General features: G+C 59.0%; 14 protein-coding genes. 6 read left to right on the top strand and 8 right to left on the bottom strand.

Features of this window, described 5'->3' with window-relative positions; genetic code table 11:
* Positions 1–2 precede the first annotated feature (2 nt).
* Both ABC336_RS17535 and ABC336_RS17530 read right to left on the bottom strand, forming a co-directional pair.
* Positions 3–149 (bottom strand): hypothetical protein, encoded by a 147-nt coding sequence (locus tag ABC336_RS17535; RefSeq protein ID WP_413239869.1) that lies wholly within the window; start codon positions 147–149, stop codon positions 3–5.
* 169 nt (positions 150–318) lie between these two features.
* Positions 319–1,647: a peptidylprolyl isomerase gene (locus ABC336_RS17530; protein WP_413239868.1), complete on the bottom strand. Its 1,329-nt coding sequence runs from the start codon at positions 1,645–1,647 to the stop codon at positions 319–321.
* 403 nt (positions 1,648–2,050) lie between these two features.
* On the opposite strand from ABC336_RS17530, the gene ABC336_RS17525 reads away from it, so the two are divergent.
* Positions 2,051–4,354, top strand: a complete 2,304-nt coding sequence (locus ABC336_RS17525; protein ID WP_413239867.1) for an ATP-binding protein — start codon at positions 2,051–2,053, stop codon at positions 4,352–4,354.
* A 65-nt stretch (positions 4,355–4,419) separates the two neighbouring features.
* Complete coding sequence (locus tag ABC336_RS17520) at positions 4,420–5,739, top strand: deoxyguanosinetriphosphate triphosphohydrolase family protein (RefSeq protein ID WP_413239866.1); 1,320 nt, start codon at positions 4,420–4,422, stop codon at positions 5,737–5,739.
* Between the two features lie 706 nt (positions 5,740–6,445).
* Here the strand turns inward: ABC336_RS17520 and ABC336_RS17515 are convergent.
* The 3 genes from ABC336_RS17515 to ABC336_RS17505 form a co-directional block, all read right to left on the bottom strand.
* Entirely contained in the window at positions 6,446–9,616 is a 3,171-nt protein-coding gene (locus ABC336_RS17515) for an MMPL family transporter (RefSeq protein ID WP_413239865.1), read from the bottom strand.
* Complete coding sequence (locus tag ABC336_RS17510) at positions 9,613–10,089, bottom strand: MarR family winged helix-turn-helix transcriptional regulator (protein WP_413239864.1); 477 nt, start codon at positions 10,087–10,089, stop codon at positions 9,613–9,615. The genes ABC336_RS17515 and ABC336_RS17510 overlap by 4 nt, the downstream gene beginning before the upstream one ends.
* 229 nt (positions 10,090–10,318) lie before the next feature.
* The gene (locus tag ABC336_RS17505; RefSeq protein ID WP_413239863.1) at positions 10,319–11,014 is read right to left on the bottom strand and encodes a queuosine precursor transporter; all 696 of its coding nucleotides are present in this window, start codon (positions 11,012–11,014) and stop codon (positions 10,319–10,321) included.
* A 312-nt stretch (positions 11,015–11,326) separates the two neighbouring features.
* Between ABC336_RS17505 and ABC336_RS17500 the strand changes: the two genes are divergently transcribed.
* Positions 11,327–11,926 (top strand): hypothetical protein, encoded by a 600-nt coding sequence (locus ABC336_RS17500; protein ID WP_413239862.1) that lies wholly within the window; start codon positions 11,327–11,329, stop codon positions 11,924–11,926.
* Between the two features lie 261 nt (positions 11,927–12,187).
* On the opposite strand, the gene ABC336_RS17495 is transcribed toward ABC336_RS17500, so the two are convergent.
* Complete coding sequence (locus ABC336_RS17495) at positions 12,188–12,721, bottom strand: type 1 glutamine amidotransferase domain-containing protein (RefSeq protein ID WP_413239861.1); 534 nt, start codon at positions 12,719–12,721, stop codon at positions 12,188–12,190.
* Positions 12,722–12,929: 208 nt separating this feature from the next.
* Between ABC336_RS17495 and ABC336_RS17490 the strand changes: the two genes are divergently transcribed.
* The gene (locus ABC336_RS17490; protein WP_413239860.1) at positions 12,930–13,535 is read left to right on the top strand and encodes an ankyrin repeat domain-containing protein; all 606 of its coding nucleotides are present in this window, start codon (positions 12,930–12,932) and stop codon (positions 13,533–13,535) included.
* A 385-nt stretch (positions 13,536–13,920) separates the two neighbouring features.
* On the opposite strand, the gene ABC336_RS17485 is transcribed toward ABC336_RS17490, so the two are convergent.
* Complete coding sequence (locus ABC336_RS17485) at positions 13,921–14,922, bottom strand: aldose 1-epimerase (protein ID WP_413239859.1); 1,002 nt, start codon at positions 14,920–14,922, stop codon at positions 13,921–13,923.
* 198 nt (positions 14,923–15,120) lie between these two features.
* On the opposite strand from ABC336_RS17485, the gene ABC336_RS17480 reads away from it, so the two are divergent.
* The gene (locus ABC336_RS17480; protein WP_413239858.1) at positions 15,121–15,972 is read left to right on the top strand and encodes an SDR family oxidoreductase; all 852 of its coding nucleotides are present in this window, start codon (positions 15,121–15,123) and stop codon (positions 15,970–15,972) included.
* A 123-nt stretch (positions 15,973–16,095) separates the two neighbouring features.
* Here ABC336_RS17480 and ABC336_RS17475 read toward each other — a convergent pair whose 3' ends face one another.
* Positions 16,096–16,677, bottom strand: a complete 582-nt coding sequence (locus tag ABC336_RS17475) for an NAD(P)H-dependent oxidoreductase (RefSeq protein ID WP_413239857.1) — start codon at positions 16,675–16,677, stop codon at positions 16,096–16,098.
* 114 nt (positions 16,678–16,791) lie between these two features.
* Between ABC336_RS17475 and ABC336_RS17470 the strand changes: the two genes are divergently transcribed.
* Positions 16,792–17,802: an AraC family transcriptional regulator gene (locus tag ABC336_RS17470; protein ID WP_413239856.1), complete on the top strand. Its 1,011-nt coding sequence runs from the start codon at positions 16,792–16,794 to the stop codon at positions 17,800–17,802.
* The last annotated feature ends 64 nt before the right edge of the window (positions 17,803–17,866 follow it).

Raw genomic sequence — 17,866 nt, 5'->3', positions numbered from 1 at the left:
GGCTACTGTGTCCGCTCGTAAGCGAGCACACGAATGGTAACCAGCAGAAACACATCCCATAGCCCTGCATCGATCGTAAAGATCACATGTCGATGGTTCGCTTGGAACACGTCTTCGCACAGGATACGGCTCCACTCCTCTTCCGCCATTTGGTCGGATTCAAGTAACTTTTTACCCCTGGTTGTGGAGCGCGGCATTCAACCCTGCCGGGAGCACAACTTACACATAAGCGACGAAAGTCATAATATCCTAAACCCCTAAACAACAACGAAAGGCATGCCATGCTTGGATGCATGACATGCCTTGATGGTTCCCCTGTTACTGCGCCGGCGCATTGCCGCCAGCGTTGCCGCCCGGCTCTTCTTCGGTCTGGCTGGACGCCGGCTCTTCCTCCGGTACCAGCGTGTTGCGAATCGTCGCTTTCTCCCGGATCTCTGCAAGCCATGGCTGGATCAGCGACTGGATCTCCTGGCTGACGAGCGAGTTGCGGAGCATCTCGGCTTCCTCTTCATAAGACGGAGTGACCGCCTCCTGCTTGTCCGTCACCAGGATGATGTGGAAGCCGCTCGGCGACTCCACAACACCGCTCCTTGCGCCGACTTCGAGCCCGAAGGCCGCTTCCTCGAACGGCTCATGCATCGTGCCGCGGCCGAAGCTGCCCAGATCGCCGCCCTGCTCCTTGGAGCCGGGATCCAGCGATTTCTCACGGGCCAGCTCGGCGAAGTCCGCGCCGCCCTCCAGCTCCGCCAGCACCGCTTCGGCTTCTTCGGCCGTCTCCAGCAGGATGTGCGACGCCGTCACCTCCTCAGGCGTGCCGAGCTGATCTTTGACCTGCTCGTAGAACTCCTGCACCTGCTCCTCCGTTACATTGGTCTGGGGCTCGAAGTACTTGCGCATGCCTACCTGGAAGAACAGCCGCTCCTTCAGCGACTCCTCCGTGAGTCCTTGTGACAGAAGCGCCATCTCAAACTCGCCTTCCCCCGGATAGCTGGATCTGATCGACTCGAGCTCGTCATTCAGGTCCTGATCGGTCGGGGTAGCGCCCGACTTGTCGAACTCCTGACGGATCAGCTCTTTCTCGATCAGAGCATCCAGCGTCTGCTCGCCGCCCTGCTCCACCAGACTATCATACAAGGTTTCTTTGCTGATGCCGACGCCATTGACGGTAGCGACATCAGCTCCGCCGATATCTCCGCCCCGCATCGCGCCCCAGATCGTCACGCCGATCAGGGCGATCAACAGCACCAGCGAGACGCCCATCCAGCCGCGTCCGCTCGCGGAAGCCGTCGTATTGGGCGCTGTCGTGCTCACCGGCGGTGTCTCGGGCGGCGTCGGTGCCTGCGGATCGGCGCTCGATGGCGATACCAGCGCCGCCCGTTCAGCATCCTCGCTGTCCGCGCTGCGGCCGAGTCCGGCCGTGCCGGGCTCTTCGATCCCTGCCGCTGACGCCGGATAAGGCTCGATCTCGTCGGCCGGTCGGCTCCTATCCGCCTCTGGAGCCGGGTCGCTCAAGCGGTCGTTTTCTTCTTCCGGAGAGAGGCTGTCACTCTCCCGCTCTTCGCGAGCTTCCGATTCCGCTTGACGGTCGGCATCCGGTCCTTCCGGCGTGCCCGCCTCACCGTGCTTTTTGTTCTCATCGTCATTCATTTTTCATGAACCCCTTCCGTCGGTTTTGGTTTCTTATCGCTTTTTACAGCTTTCTTATCTGTAGTGTGGTGTACATCCCCAAGATAAAAAGGTCTTGAGACCTAGTTTCACCGAGCTCCTATACCCTACGAATATAACAAACTACTGCCCTACTTACCTTAAAACAAGATAAATTTTCACTAGAAATTGGAGATGTCAAGCCAGAACAGGGCTTTGGAGGGAAAAATTTAAAACATTGAATTTAAATTGCAGGTTATTTACGAACCGTGTAATATCAATAGAGTTAATTAGGGTGAAATAATAGTCTTGTAAAGCGAACAGCTTTATCGTCGAATTCTAAGTTGATCTCATGCCCAACATTCCTCCAGAATCTTAGAATTTGACAAAGGAGGTCTCTTAACCTATGTCCATCAAGCTAAAACTCTCGCTGCTCATTTCCTTGATCGTAGCGGTGATCCTCACGCTCAATATATCCATTTACTATATTTCCAGCAAGAATGAATGGGTGGCCGCCTCCGAGCAGCAGGCCGCCAGCATCGCCAGACAGATCGCCGCAACCATCGAGCACTCAGAGCAGTCCAAGCAGCAGGTCGAAGACTCTGTCGGCAGCGCTCTCCGCTCGGCAGCCATCGCCGCGCTCCAGCTGCTGCCCGCTGACTATGAACAGATTACCCAAGAGCAATTGACTGCCGTCAGCGAACTGGTCGGGGTCGACGATATTACACTCTGGAAGCAGGAGCCTGACGATATCGTCACCATCCGGTCTTCGGAGCCCGATGAGATCGGCCTCAGCGCCAAGACCTGGGGATACTGGTATACCGCTTTTGGCGATCTGTTCAGGCTGGAGCCTGTCTCTGTCAAGGAAGGCCAGTCGCTGGAGCATTTTTGGTCCGGCCCCTACAATTACGCGACTTCTGATCCTTCCAAGATCAACAAATGGGGCTACTATTATGACGGCTCGACGAACTACATGATCAATCCCTATCTGAACGCCCAATCTCTACTGGCCTTTGAACGGATGTCCGGTACCAACGCCCTGCTCAGCCAGCTCGTCGAGGAGAACGACAATGTGCTTGAGATTACCGGCTTCAATCCCGAATTTTTCGGCAAAGACCCTATCCTGCGCATCAAAAGAGGCGTCATCGTCCACAACCTGGATGTCAGAGGCATCATCTTCGGCGACTATACCTACCGCGAGGAACATGAAGATCTGCAGCATATAATAGAAGCTTCTGAAACCGGAAAGGTCGTCACGACCCAATCTACGATCAATGACACCAGTGTCCTCAAAAGCTTCATCCCGCTCTCTGGAGCCACCGATTATGTCCTGAGCATCACGACCGACTATGGCTCCGTACTTCAGCTGTTGGGCCGGCAGCTTCTGCTGCATGCCGCGATCTCTGCCGCTCTGTTCCTGATAACGATGGGCGCCAGCTATATTATTTCCGGGTTTTTGCTGCGCACATTGAATCAGATTTTGAGCAGTGTCAACACTATAGCCAAAGGACAATTCGGAGAGCACATCCATATCCGGAATAAGGACGAGCTTGGCGAGCTCGCGACCAGCGTCAACTCGATGTCGAGCAGCCTGAGCCAGTACGTCAAGCAGATCAAGCATTCCTCTGAAGAGCTTCGCAGCACCAAGCAATTCCTGGAATCTTTTATCAACCATACGTCGGACGCGATCCACGTCTCCTCCTTGAACGGAGAAGTCACGCGCGTCAACAAAGCCTTCGAGGCCATCTATGGCTGGACTGCAGAAGAAATCGTCGGCGAACCGCTGACCAATCTTCCCGAAGTCCAGGAACAGGAATACACAGAGCTGCTCAGCCAGGTACTGCGCGGGCAATCCATCACTGACCATGAGACTGTACGCCTCACTCGCTCCGGGCGGCGAATCGATGTCAGTCTGACGATCTCCCCCATCCGCGACGAGCGAGGAGTGATCATCGCTATCGCCACGATATCGCGCAATATAACTTACCGCAAGCAGACGGAAGAGATCCTGCGGCGCTCTGAGAAGCTGTCGGTCGTCGGCCAGCTGGCTGCCGGGGTCGCCCATGAGATCCGCAATCCGCTGACGACGCTGCGCGGGTTCGTCCAGCTTCACAAGTCCAAGGGGACGCTGGGAGAGACGCACCTGGATCTGATGCTGACGGAGCTGGATCATATCAATTATATTGCCAGTGAGCTGCTGGTTTTATCCAAGCCGCACCTGGTCTCCTATCAGCAAGTCGACATCGGCGATATCGTCCAATCGATGACGATGCTGCTCGATTCGCACAGCGATGCCCATACTATCCATATCCGGATGCACGATGACCCGCCAATCCCGAAGGTGTACGGAGATCCCAACCAGCTCAAGCAGGTGTTCGTCAACCTGATCAAGAACGCCTTGGAGTCGATGCCGTACGGCGGCCGGGTCGATATCGACGTATCGGCGACGGAAGGGGGCGAACTGCTGGCTCGGATCTCGGATGAAGGGATCGGCATGAGCGAAGAGCAGCTGAAGCGGATCGGCGAGCCGTTCTACACCCTCAAAGAATCGGGAACGGGGCTCGGCTTGATGGTCTGCCAGCAGATTATTACGACCCACCACGGACGGATGGAGATGCACAGCGCGCCGGATCAGGGTACCACAGTTGAGGTCTTCCTCCCTCCCTATAATCCTGAGCGGATGCACAGTTCAGATGAAGCGACAATATGATATGCTAGACCGAGCAGGCGGCACCGAGGTGTCGTCGCCACGTTGAGAGGGAGAGGTGATACAGCATGGATCTGCGCAAATTAAGACTGGATGAGCCGTCGACGAGCAGCATGTTCAGTGACGAGAGGGAAGCTTACGAGCGGGACTATGCCCGGCTGATCCAATCCCCGGCCTTCCGCCGCATGCAGGGCAAATCCCAAGTGTTCGGCGCCGGCACGGGCGACTATTACCGGACTAGACTGACCCACTCGCTGGAGGTGTCGCAGATCGCCCGGGAGGTCGCCCGCCGGTTGAATGGACAGTATGCCTGGCTGGGCAAGCAGGAGCACCCCGGTCTGGTCATCGATCCCGCTGTCGTCGAATGTGCTGCGCTGGCGCACGATCTCGGCCATCCTCCGTTTGGACACAAAGGGGAAGATGTGCTCAACCGGCTGCTCCAGCAGGAATGCGGCCTGCCCTACGAGGGCAACGCCCAGAACTTCCGCATCCTGATGTTCCTGGAGAAGCGTGCCGGCAGCGGCAGCGGTCTGGATCTGACCGCCGCGGTGCTGCTCGGTATCAACAAGTATCCAGGGTCTCTCGATGAGCCGGGGAGGATCAAAGGCGTCTATGCCTCGGAATGGGAAGGGATCGCGGAGCTGCGCCACAAGTGGAAGATGCCTGATGGCGCACCGACGCTGGAAGCGCAGCTGATGGATCTGTGCGATGACATCGCCTACTCGACTCATGACATCGAGGACGGGATCCGGGCCGGCAAGATCAGTATGAATCGGGCCTTCTTCGAAGATAGCCGGCTGATCGACGACGTCGTCCAGGAGATCATCGCGGACGACGGCAACCATGCCTTCGGCTGGGACAGCGTCGATATCCCGGCGATGGTGAAGCGGGTGCTGGAGGCCTATCTCTCGCAGTGGGAGACCATCTATGCCAGTGTCGACCGCGAGTCGTCACGCACCCGGCGCGAGATGAAGGCCCGCTGGGTGAGCACATTCGTCAGCCGGATCGGCATCATCGACGATCCCGGCCGCAGCTGGAAGCGGCTGACCTTCGTCCAGGACGGTGCCCAGGACTTCGAGCTGCTGCGGACGATGGAGATCCTCAAGAAGCTCGCCTGGGTGACCCTGATCAAGGACTTCCGCGTCCAGCGGCTGCAGATGCGCAGTGAGATCCGGCTGCGCGGGCTGTGGGAGAGCTTCATCAATCCCGAGTCCGGACGGCTCATCATCCCTGCGGACTGGACGGCCAATTACGAACGGCACAAGGCCCACTGGACCTGGCCCCGCTTCATCGCCGATTACATCTCCGGGATGACGGACAGCTATGCGGAGAAAGTCTACGCCGAGCTCTATACGAGCCACTCCGGTACGATCTATGAGATGGACTGAGCTGCTGAGTTGGAAAGTCTGAGTGCTTAATGCCGCTCGATTCTGTCCGCTACCTGTGCCAAGTAAATTTACTTTCGCCACAACTGCTCATGTACGAGCTGTTTGGGCTTCCAAGTTATTTTCTTCTAGAGCGTACCTGAATGCGTCGTGCGAAGCTGATAGAGCACCGGATGCAGCGAACAACTGCCGTTTGGCATTTGGATGGGGCATACAGCATAGGAACAGCCCACTCCGTCGATCGGCACTTTGCAATTGCACAAGGTGAAACGGCGGTCGCCGTTAGTTAAACAAGTAAACCAGCCCCTGCCTCATTGTCCAAGGCGGGGGCTGGTTTTTGGCTGAGGACAAGAAGCATGCTGTAATGCTACTTTCTATACTTGGAGCTCTGGTTTCCGGCACATGGCGCATTGCAGGGCTGATTTCTAGTCTTGCAAACGCCCTTATACGCCGGACTCGGCCCCAAAGTAAATAACCCCATTAAAGTGCGGCTTCGCTTCGAAGCGTACTCAGGTACTTTTCTGGGGGGGGCGGAAACATATAAATTCTGGCCAAAAAAGCAAGCTTCGCGACCCGCAACCGCGGTCTGAAGCTTGCTTCTTTGTGCTTCCTATTCGTTCATGTGCAAGCTCGCGTCCGGTGCGGTTAACCGAAGTCTATGCTGCTTGCTGTCCAAGCTCTCGCTCATTGCGATTGACCCGAGTCCACGCTACTGTCCGAGCTCGCGCCCGTTCCCGGAGACCGGCACGTCCTCGCCGCGCCGATTCATGAACGGCCACCAGTTGGCCTCACCGAAGGTACGCACCATCACCGGCACGAACAACGGCAGCATCAGCAGCGCGTACATGAACAGTCCGCACAGGACAACTGTGGCGATCTGCAGCAGCGACAGCACGCCGGATGGCAGCATCGCCGCGAATGTACCGCCCAGGATGATCGCTGCCGAGATGATGACGGTACCCATGTTCTTCATCGCCATCAGGATCGCTTCGCGCGGCGGCAGATGACGGTATTCCTTGAAGCGGTCCATCAGGAAGATACTGTAGTCGATCCCGAGCGCGACCAGCATGACGAAGCCGAAGAACGGCACAGCCCAGCTGATGCCCGCGTAGCCCAGGATTCTCACGAACAGTACCTCTGCGATCGCCATCGACGTGTAGTACGTCAAGAGCAGGGACAAGATCAGATAGATCGGCATGACGATCGAACGGAACAGCAGGATCAGGATCAGACCGATCCCGGCGATCATCAGCAGCACGGTTCGGGAATAATCGGCACCGCTGATCGTATCCAGATCGTGGTTCATGCTCGTCACACCGTCGATGGCATACGACGCCTGATCGAAGCCGCCGTTCCTCAGGCCGCGTTCAGCCGCCGCCGTCAGCTCATCGACCCGGTCCATCGTCTCTTGTGCATAGGGGTTGCCCTCGAAGACGACATCGAACTTGGCGATCTGCCGATCCTCCGACATGTAGACGTCCAGCGCTTGCTGGAACTCCTCCAGTCGGGTCGCTTCCTCCGGGATAAACCAGCCGGTCAGCTGCCGGTTGGGCGCTTCGGACAGCTCTGTCAGGTACGTCTGGGCCGACGCCAGACCATCCGATACCTGCTGGAGCCCATCGACGCTCTGTTCGAGGCCATCGGTCAGCTGGGTCAGCTGTCCACCCAGCTCGGCGAACCCGGCCTGCAGCTCCTCCTGTCCGCCGGCGAGCTGGTCGAAGCCGCCCGTCAGCTCAGGGATCTGCGTGACGATCCGGCTCTGTCCGCCAGCCGCCTGCTCCAGCCCGCTCTGCAGCCTGGCGATGCCGTCCACCAGCTGAGACAGACCTTGCGCCAGCTGGCTCTGACCGCCGCTCGCCTGTTCCAGTCCGCTGTTGGCCTGCTCCAGACCAGAGGCCATTGCAGCCAGCTGCGCGTTCAGCTCCGTCAAACCGCCAGACATGGCCTCGGCGCTGCCCTGCAGCACAGCGATCTGCTCTGTCAGACCCGCGTACGTCTCATCCTCCTGCAGCTCGGGATACTGCTCGCCTAGCGCCGCCAGGCCCTGACGGGCGCCGCTGATCCCCTGCGTCAGCTCCGCCTGCATCCCGGCGAACTGCTCGTAGCCTGCCGTCAGCTGGTTCAGACCGCTCCCCAGCTGCCGGTAGCTGGCCACCAGCTCCTGCGCGGCTCCGGCCAGCTGCTCCGCGCTGGCCTGCGCCTGAGCCAGGCCGGCCCGGAGCTCACCCGCCCCGGCTGAGCCGTCGCGCATACCCTGCTCGATCTGCCGCAGGCCGTCGCCCAGCTGGACGACGCCCGACTGCAGCTCGCGCGTGCCGCCGATCAGCTCTGCCGTGCCGCTGACCGCCTGCTCCAGCTGCGGCGCGTTGCTGCTCAGCGCCTCACTCGCCTCGGCGAGGCCGTCGCCGATCTGGACGAGTCCCGACTTGCCCTCGCCCAGACCGTCACCGAGCTGCTGCACCTGCTCCGTGACGAGGAAATCATCCAACGCTTCGCCCGTCGGACGAGTCGCGCTGCGGACAGCTTTGACACCTTCCACGCTCGCCAGCTCGCGGCTGATCTGCTCCATCGCCGCCAGCCCCTCCGGCGTATCCAGACGCTCGTCCGCCTGCATGACCAGTGTCGAAGGCAGCGTGTCGCCTGGACCGAAGCTGTCCGAGATAATCTGGAAGCCCTTGACCGAATCATAGCTCTCGCCGATCTCGTCCAGCGAGTTAAACGAAATCTTGCCCTCATAGACCGAGAGGAAAGGAACCGTGACAAGCGCCAGCAGCACCAGCGCCCATATCGGACGCTTCAGCGAGAAGCGGCCCATCGCGCCCCAAAGTCCACTCGGCTTGTGCTCGAGCGAGCCGCGCGCCGGCCAGAAGATAACCTTCCCCAGCGTCGCCATGAAGAACGGTACGATCGTCACCAGGGCGATCAGCATGACGGCGATACCGACCGCCACAGCTACGGCAGAGCGGTACAGCGTAAACTCGGAGAAGCCGATCGCCGAGAAGCCGACGAGCACGGCCAAGCCTGCGAAAAACACGGTCCGACCGGCATTCTTGTACGTGCTGAGCACCGCCTCGGTTTTGTCGCCGCTGTGCGCGAGCTCTTCCTTGAAGCGGCTGATCAAGAGAATGCAATAATCCGTCCCGATCCCGAACATGACCGCTACCATGAAGATCTGGGTAAAGTTGGAGAGCGGGAAATCCGCATATTCTACCAGGTAGGCGACTACCGACTGCGACAGCAGGTAGCTGAGGCCTACCGTCACCAGCGGGATCAACGGCGCGACGGCTGACCGGAACACCAGGAAGAGGATCGCCAGGATAAAAAACAGCGTAATAATCTCCGTCTTGCGAAGCCCCTCCTGCGAGCTCTGCACGACATCCTCGCCGATCAGCCAGTTGCCGGTATAGTAATGCTCCACCCCGACATCGGCCAGCAGACCGTTCAGATCATCGCGCAGCTCTACGTACGAGCGGTCGCCGAGATCGCTGTTCACCAGCGCCAGCACCGTCTTGCCGTCGCCCGCCACCATCTGGTCAGCGAGCTCCGGCGTCTCCAGATGCGTCATCACCGAAGTGACGCCTTGGGCCGCCCCCTCCGTCTGCAGCAGCTTGATGCCGCGCTCGATCTCGGCCTTGTCGGCAGCAGTCAGTCCGGATTCATTATGGAAGACCAGCACGGAGGAGAGCTCCCCGCCGCCATCGCTGCCGCCGAGCTCGGCTGCCAGTCTGGCTGCCTCCGTCGAGGAGTAGCCGTCCGGGACAGTGATCTGCCCTTTCTCGCGGACCAGCCGTTCCATATCTGGCGCGGTGAACATGAGCCCGACCGCCGCTCCGATCCATAACGCGAGGATGAGCCATTTAAACTTCAATACCGTTCTCATGCTTGTGTGCCGCCCCTTTCATCACCTTGCGTCAGTACCAAGGCCAGCTTCTCGTAGGTGTTGATGAAGTGGCGTGCCTCTTCGTGATTAAATGCGCCCAGATACTTGGCCAGCCGCTCCTGGATCAATCGTTCCATCTCCTCGGAGATGGCCTTGCCCTTGTCTGTCAGTGTCAGATAGGTCACCCGCCGATCCTTCTCGTCCGGTACTCGGTCGATCAGCTGCTTGTCGAAGAGCCGGGTAATGATCGCCGAGATCGAGCTTTTGGCCACGCAAAAAACCTCCGCCAGCTCAGAGGACGTGCATCTCCTTTGCTGATGGATATACCTTAGGGTCGCATACTGATCCACCGTGATCTCCTCCGGCACGAAGTCACGCATCATCGCGTTCAGCTGCCGGTTCACCGTAAATTGCGCCTGCTCGTAACGACGGATAATGTCCTCGAGCAGTTTCTTGTCAATCTCTTCGTCCATATGCCTCTCCCTCCAACCAGGCTCGCAAACAAGTGTGCTTGTTCGCTTCTCTAATAGTTTGTCTATCTAATAGTTCGATAAACGAACTATATCAAATGGACGTTCTGTCTGTCAACCTCGCCCTGCCATCCCTCCCTGTCGCCATAGACGACAAAAAAAACCCGTCGCTCATCTCAGATGAGCGGACGGATTGTCGAGAGGGGCACCTATCGGGTCAGCGTCAATATAGTCAAGCCTGTGGCGCTTCGTCTGCGGGATGTCTGAATCTGCGGGCCATATAGAGCACAGGCGTCGCTGCAGCGGAGATGACAAATTTCAGCACGTACGTGGTCACCAGAATCTCCAGCCAGATATCCAGCGAGTACAAGCCGGCAAATGCGATCGTGCAAAACACCAGCGTATCCACCAATTGACTGACGCCGGAACTGCCGTTCATCCGCAGCCACAGCTGGCTCCGGGCAGGGAACCACTGCTTCAGATAGGCAAACAGCTTGACATCAAGAAACTGGCTGACCAGGTAGGCGGACAAGCTGGCAGCGACCAGCCGCGGCCCCATGCCGAAGATCGTCACCAGCGCATCCTGGGCGATATCGCTTGGCTGCGGCTGAAATGCCAGCACCATCTGCATCATAACCATCGTAGCGATCAGCGTGAAAAAGCCAAACCATACCACCTGGCGGGCTTCCTTCTCGCCATGCTTCTCATTGATGAGATCGGTCGCAAGATAGACTGTCGCATAAATGGTGTTGCCAAGCGTCGCTACGATGCCCGCCAGCTCGATCGTTTTGACCACCTGGATATTGGCCAGTACAGTCGCAAGCGCCACCCATACGAATAGGCCCTTTTTGCCAAAGAGACGGTAACAGGCCAGGAACAGGCCGAAGTTGACCGCTACAAACAGCAGGCCCCATAACAAATTATACATGTCTTGCAGCTCTCCTTAGTTTTGATAACGCGGGATGGTTGCGAACCGCGGAGCGGCCCCGGCACAAGGCCAGACCGCTGTCTGTCGCTCCATAATGTACTACAGATGCAGGTTTTGCGCAATAACTGCTGTCCACATTGCGTAGCCCCGGCAGCAGTCTGTTCCCCGACCTAAGACCAGGGTAAAACCATACCTTGGGCCGTTATGCCGGCCAGAATTTTATAATATTATAGTAGCAGGTACTAACACTACATCCCGTACATAATACATCCATAGATAATTGATTGAATGATCGCAAAGGAGCGTTGTCTCATGATCCCATCCGAACCCTACCTCGAAGTTTGGCTCCATGGCCTCCTGCTGCTTCTGTGGTGCGCTGCCGGTTGCTATGCCGCCAGCCTGGCGAAGAGCAGCACGCACGCGCTGCTGAAGCAGCGCGCCCGCATGCTGATCTGGCTGATGCTGCCGATCCTGCTGCTCACAGGCGGACTGGTCACGATGATGGTCCTGCCCCATCTGCAGCCTGCGCAGACGGGGCTCCATGAAGGCCTGCTCATGCAGGCGCCGCTGCTGCTGCTCTCGACCGCAGCCGTGATCGCATTCTCGCTGCCACGCTTGTGGACGATCGTCCGCTATATCGGCAGCGCCCGTCGGGTGCCGAGTCCGGAGCAGCGCGGCATGACAGCTGATCCGTTCTTCGTCACACCGGTGTACGTAGCAGCCTGCAGCGCCGCTTGCAGCTTGTACTACTCCCTTGCCCCGCCGCTGGCGCTGTCTCTCTCCTGGCGGCAGCTGCTGCTGCCCGTGCTGGCGCTGGGCCTGCTGCTCTGCATCGCCGCTCTCGCTCAGCTGCGCGTCCATCGCCGCATCAGCAACCCCGTGATGGCGGGCAGTCTGGCCCGCGAGGGGTGAACTCGCTGGCCGGTGCCTGGATCCAGCTGCGATGTAGGGACCCCGCACGATGTAAGGGCCCGGCACGTGTGGGGGCACGGCACGATGTAAGGGCCCGGCACGTTGTAGGGAACCGGCGCAGTGTCTGGGACCAGCCGCGATATGTTAGTCCGGTCGCCATGTCTGCTTCTGCCCGTCTGGTCTAGCGGTCGCTAACAGCCGAAGCACCCATCCTCTTACGGGAACGGGTGCTTCGGCTGCTTCTGTTGCCAAGCGTATGTTTTAATATGCGGATACGCCAAGCTTGTCGATCGTCTCTTTGATAAAGGCCGGCTCGTCGTCCGGGGTACGGGAGGTGATCAGATTGCCGTCGACGACCACTTCCTGATCGACGAAGTTCGCGCCCGCCCCGCGGATCTCATCCGCGATCTCCGGATAGCTGGTCAGCGTGCGCCCTTTTAGGATGCCCGCCGAGGCCAGGATTTGGGGACCGTGGCAGATCGCCGAGATCGTCGTTCCGGCCGCATCGGCTTTTTGCACGAACGTCTGGATGTCCTTGTTGTCTCTTAGATGGGACGGTGACTTGCCGCCGGGGATGATGACCGCTACATAGTCAGCCGGATCGGCATCCTCGATCGCCAGATGCGATTTGTAGGTGATTGTCCCGTTTTTGCCGGTGAGCTCCTCGCCCTTCTTCAGGCTGATGATGACCGCTTCGTCGCCATTTTTGGTGATGGCTTCGTACGGATTTTGCATCTCGGAATCTTCGAACTGGTCTGCCAACAGAAATGCAACTTTCTTCGTCATTTGTTTCATTGGAAAAACACTCCTTTGAATAGACATGACGATAGCATGCCCAGGGTTAACGTCTATTACCCCGCAGCGGGCCGGCAAAACAGACTGAAGAAATCTTCATAATGCCAAGGCAGCGATCGGAAGGATTTTGCGGACGATTTGTCGAAATGTGGAAGAACAGCGCCCGATGCATCAGCCGGTGCTGAATGACCACCCGAGGAGGGAACTGATGAAAGCATTGTTTCTCGCCATCAGAGCGTCGGACCTGGACAAGGTCGTATCCCTGGTGTCCCGAAACAGACAGCTCGTGCACTGTATCGCCCAACAGCCGCCCAAAAAGGATGATGGACAATCGCCACTGCAGGTGGCGCTCAAAACCGGCCATTTTGACATCGCCGATTACCTCATCGATATGGGAGCGGACGTACAGTTCATCGAGCAATCGAGCGTCAATGAATGGCGGGCGCCCGCCATTCACGATGCCATCCGGGCGGCTGTCTTCTCCAGCCGCTTCCCCGGGTATGGCGGAATCCTGCAAAATTCGGAGGAGCAGTTCCAGCGCGCACTGGCGACGCTCCGGAAGATGATCGCCCACGGCGCACGGATGGATCAGGTTGACTCGTACGGCAATACCTGCCTGATGCGGGCGGCAATGGACGCCGTGCAGCTCGATCTGGCTCCGCATCATGAGGAGCTGCTCGCCGATCTGTCCCAAGTGTTCGAGGTGCTCCTCGAAGCAGGCGCCGATGTGCACGAGAGTACACAGAACCGCCAGTCCGTCTTCAGCCTGTACAAGGACAAGCCGGTTGCCCAACTGCTCGGCGTGCGCCGGTAGCGCGGGCAGCTATGTCCGGGCTGTAGTCTGTGTAAACCTTGCAAGCACGCAGCCCAACCGCAACTTGGTTGCGGTTGGGCTGCGTTATTGCTTGGGCGGTTCGGGGCAGGTTCGCCTAAGATTTGTGGCAGGCGGCAACAGGCCGCCACCCGGTATGCAGCGCCCCGGACATGCCCCGCCACTCACTGTAACGAACCTTTCCTCCCTTACAGCACCTCCACCAGCCAAGCCACTCGCTCCAACGAACCTTTTCTCCCTTACAGCGCCTCCGGCTCGACCATGTCCGGCAGCAAGAGAAAAAGACAGCCGCGAACGGCTGCCTCTTTCTGTTATTGCCCCTTTTCCAAGGGAGGCATCGGCCAACTGCTGGCCTTGGCCCAGACAGCTAGCCCTCGATCAGATAGAGACGGCTCGTCTCTTCCCACAGCTCTCCCGGCGCCAAGCCGATCAGCCCGATCTCTTCAGCAGGGAGCTCCGGACCGTTGGGCGCATTGACCAGGTTCATCTGCGGCTCCGGACAAAAGAATCCCGGGGTCGCTTTGTTGTTCCAGATCATCCACTGCTTGTACGCCGTACCGACGTCGTAGACCAGCGTCACGCCGGCGCGCCGATCGCGCAGCTCCATCCGGTTACGCCCATCCTGCGGCACAGCTGTATAGTGGTTGTCCATCTCCTCAAAGAATGGCGACAGTCCGCCCTCCGCCAGCTTGCTCTCTTGCGTTCCGAGCGGCTGGTAGCGTCCCGTGGGCAGCAGCCGCTCACTGAGCTCCCATCGTTCGCCTACCGTTACTTTGAACGTGCAGTCCTCCGCCGTGCTCTCCGGTGCGAACGGCGCATTGATCGTCGTGTGAAAAGCCGTCAGGCACGGCATGCGGTCCGGCCCGTCATTACGCACCTGTACCCGTTGATGCAAGCCATCAGCACTGAGCGTATATTGCAGCCGAATCGTGAACGCGTGCGGGAAATATCCGTACACCTCATGCCCTTCGGCAATGCTCAGCGACAGTGTTACCCGGCTCTCCAAGCCGTCTGCGCTGAAGCCTTCCACCTTCCAAGGCAGTCCGTAGACGAAGCCGTGCAGATGGTTGCCCGTCGCCGCCTCATTGACCGGGAATTGATAGGTCTTGCCCTCCCAACGGAACTTGCCGTCCTCATAGCGATTGGGCGGGAAGAGTACCGGGATGCCGTGTACATAAGGCAGCGATTTAAACGCTTCCATCTCATCGGCAGCTGGCTCACGGAGATAATGGTGATTCTTTGCTGTATCGCGGAACGCGATCAGATTGGCTCCGATGCCCGGCAGCACCGCCGCCTCATAATCGCCCGACCGCAGCCAGATCGCGGGTTCGTCGTGAAAGGTACCTTCATAGGCTTCATGGGTTGTCATTATTATCGGCCTCCTGTCGTTCAGTTCCATGCTGTCTGCACACGCTGCTAGCCTCAACTATACCATAACATCTGCAGGATCGGGTATCCCAGCTTGCTGTCGGTCCTGCTTCCGGCGAACGCGCTGCGTCTCGCTCCGTGGAGGTCCCGTCACTGCCATGCTATAATGAAGCTAGTCAATAAATGGGAGGCGAAAGGGATGCAGGACAAGATCGTTATCGTCACCGGGGCCAACGCAGGCATGGGGATAGCCACAGTAACCGAGCTGGCCCGGCAAGGGGCCCGTGTCATTATGGCGTGCCGCAGCAGGGAGCGCGGCGAGACCGCACTGGCCAAGGCCATACAGGATAGCGGCTCCAGCCGCATCGAACTCATGCTGTGCGACCTCGGCTCGCTCGAGAGTATCCGGGCATTTGCCGAACAATTCAAAAGCTCACACGGTACACTGGATGTGCTGATCAACAACGCCGGCGTCGTCGCCTTGAAGCGCCAGACGACCAGCGACGGCTTCGAGAGCATGATCGGCGTCAACCACCTGGGACATTTCCTCCTCACGAATCTTCTGCTGGAGCCTCTGATTGCCGCGCCACAGGGCAGGATCGTCAGCGTCTCCTCCGGCGCCCACAAGTGGGGGCGCATCCACTGGGACGACCCGCACTTGACCGCTGGATACAATGTAGCCAAAGGCTATGCGCAGTCCAAGCTGGCCAACATCCTGTTCACACGTGAGCTTGCCGAGCGGCTGCGGGATACACGGGTCACCGTCAACAGTCTGCATCCCGGAGCAGTCAGCACCCAGATCGGCATCGATCGCAAGACCGGATTTGGCAAAGGCGTGCATGCGCTCCTGCGGCCGTTCTTCCTGACGCCCGAGGAAGGCGCACGTACAGCCGTCTACCTCGCCACCAGCCCGGACGTCACCAAGGTCAGCGGCACGTACTTCATCAAAAGCAAGCCCGCCCCCGTTACAGACGCCGCTGCCGACAAACTGCAGGCCGAGCGGCTATGGACATGGAGCGAGCAGCAGGTGGGACTGCTGCAGCACGCCTGACCGCCGGATGCCGTCAAGGCGGACGGACGGCTCAGCGCCCTTATGGCCGCTGCACTGGCGGCGCTCAATGCCCGCCTTACTGCACCAGCCCTTTGAACGCTTCGATGTAGCTTGATGCCGGCGTTACGCCCTGGCCGCCCCCAGCCGCTGCACCTTGCTCAGCCAGCGTTCGCGCTGCTCCGGCGAGGAGCCGCGGACCGGCGTAATCTCGGTAATGCGGACCGGCTTGACTCCGCAGAAACCTAGCACGTTGTGCTTCATAACCCGGTGGCCCGCACGGCGGTAGATGAGCCGGTTGAAGATCGAGGGCGTATCCAGCGTCACGATCAGATGTGCGGATCTGCCCTGCAGCAATTTGTCCCACCAGATGGAGTCCTTGCGGTAACGGTAAGCAAAGCCCGGCAGGAACACGCGGTCGATGAAGCCTTTGAGGACAGCGGGCACGCTGCCCCACCAGGTCGGATAGACGAACACGAGATGGTCGGCCCAGCGGATCGTCTCCTGCGCCTCCAGCAGATCCTCCTCCAGCTCCGTGCGCTGACGGTAGCCATAAGCGAGATTAGGATTGAAGTCCAGCTGGCTCAGATCGATATGCCTCACTTCGGTGCCGGCCCCGCCGGCTCCCTTTCCGTAAGCCGCAGACAGTGCCGCGCAATAGCTTTGCGGGTCCGGATGGCCGGTGATAATTGCTATTTTGGATTTCATAGGATGGAATCCTCCCCTTCATCAATGTAACACCAGCGTACTATGGTTCGGCTGTATTCGATATGATGGATGACGCAGATCGATTGCGGATTTGCGCAGAAGGAGGCGGATGCTTTGGAAGACTACGGCGTGTCCATATCGATGGTCTATCCGATGATCAAATCCTTGACCCGCAAGGGCTATGACCCCGCAGACTTTTACCGCTATGCCGGCTTGGACAGGCGGATGCTGGAGGATACCGAGACGCGGATCACCGGCGCCGAGCTGGAGCGGATCACGCTGGCTGCCGCCGCTTGGACCGGCGATGAACATTTCGGTCTGCACCAGGGTCGGATGATGGACTTCGTCGATCTGGGGATTCTCGGTTATGTGATGATGCACTCGGTCACCATTGCCGACTCCTTGCGCGCTTACCAGCGTTACAATAAGATCATCGCCAGCGAATTCGCTCTAGATTGGGAGCTGCGCGGCAGCGAGCTGCATCTGCAGATGTACTCCCGCGGCCCCTGGGGAATGTCGCGTCATTGCGTTGAGGATATGGCGAGCTCGTTGCATGATCTGCTCGGCAAGCTGAGCCATCAGCCGGTGCCGCTGCTGGGCGTCGATTTTGCTCATGCGGCTACGCTTGACACCAGGCCCTACGAGGAGGTATTCGGCCTTATGCCCCGCTTTGGCCAGCCCGAGCACCGGCTGCGGCTGGATCCGGTGATGCTGGATTACCCGGTACGTTATGCCGACCAGCGGCTGCTCAGCCTGTTCGAGGGACTGGCCCGGCAGACAGCAGAGGAACTGGAGCGGTCTGCCGCCTTGTCCGAACAGATCCTGGCCTGGCTCAGACGACAGCTGCCCCAGGCCCTGCCGACGCTACAGGATACGGCCGTGGCCTTCGCAGTCAGCTCCCGGACGATGCAGGAGCGGCTGCGCAAGGAAGGCACCTCCTTCAACGCGCTGTCGACGCAGGTGCGCAAAGAGCTCGCGGTCGAGTATCTGAGCCGTACGCCTTACCCCGTCGGCGAGATCGCCTATGCGCTTCATTTCTCCGAGCCGAGCGCCTTTCAGAACGCCTTCAAGAAGTGGACCGGACTGACGCCCCGGCAATATCGGGTGCACGCCGCTCAGCAATAGGCGAGGGGCTGTTTCAAATCGCCGGCGGCATCTTTAAATACGGGTATGAACGGTTAACACAGGA

The organism is Paenibacillus jepli (genome assembly GCF_047238105.1).
In the GTDB taxonomy this organism is placed as follows: domain Bacteria; phylum Bacillota; class Bacilli; order Paenibacillales; family Paenibacillaceae; genus Paenibacillus_D.
The sequence above is the reverse complement of the archived record's forward strand: the minus strand, read 5'-3'. Positions and strand labels throughout refer to the sequence as shown.